General features: G+C 40.7%; 1 protein-coding gene. It reads right to left on the minus strand.

Features of this window, described 5'->3' with window-relative positions; translation table 11 throughout:
* The coding region (locus ACFIL8_RS12575) for a tyrosine-type recombinase/integrase (protein WP_375690114.1) at positions 1–545 on the minus strand (545 nt) is incomplete at both ends.

Raw genomic sequence — 545 nt, forward strand, 5'->3', positions numbered from 1 at the left:
AGCCAATCGCGTAAACTAGAGCGAAAACCATGCGGGCAGGCTTCAAGTTTATTGTCTCTCATATATTGAGCCATACACTTCTCAGCGAGGGGACCGCGACCTTTAGCAGAAAAAAAGAAATCATTACGAGAAAGCAATCGTGCTTGTTTTAAAATGTCTAATGCTTCAGTTGATAAAGGCACGCGAAATTCTTTTGTTGTATCACGCTTGCCTTTCATATTTTCAGCAGGTATGGTCCATATATCCCCATCAATTTGATCTTTATGAATATGACGTAAAGGATTGGTACGAACACCTGTCAGAATAAGCAAACGCAAAGCCAGTTGTGTTATGGTTGATGCTTCACAGAGTGTTTTATAAAAAGCCGGAACCTCTCTCCAATCCATGGCTGGTCTATTAGTGACCTTATGGCGTTGTTTTCCTAAGAGAGCTTTTGCTTTTTCTACAGCTTGTAAATCAACATCTACACCTAATGCAGCCGCATGTTTGAGACAAAGATTAAGACGTATCAATGCTGTTCGAGCAATTACAGCCTTTGTATGCCA

It is taken from the genome of Bartonella sp. AP57NXGY (assembly GCF_042195805.1).
Taxonomy (GTDB): domain Bacteria; phylum Pseudomonadota; class Alphaproteobacteria; order Rhizobiales; family Rhizobiaceae; genus Bartonella.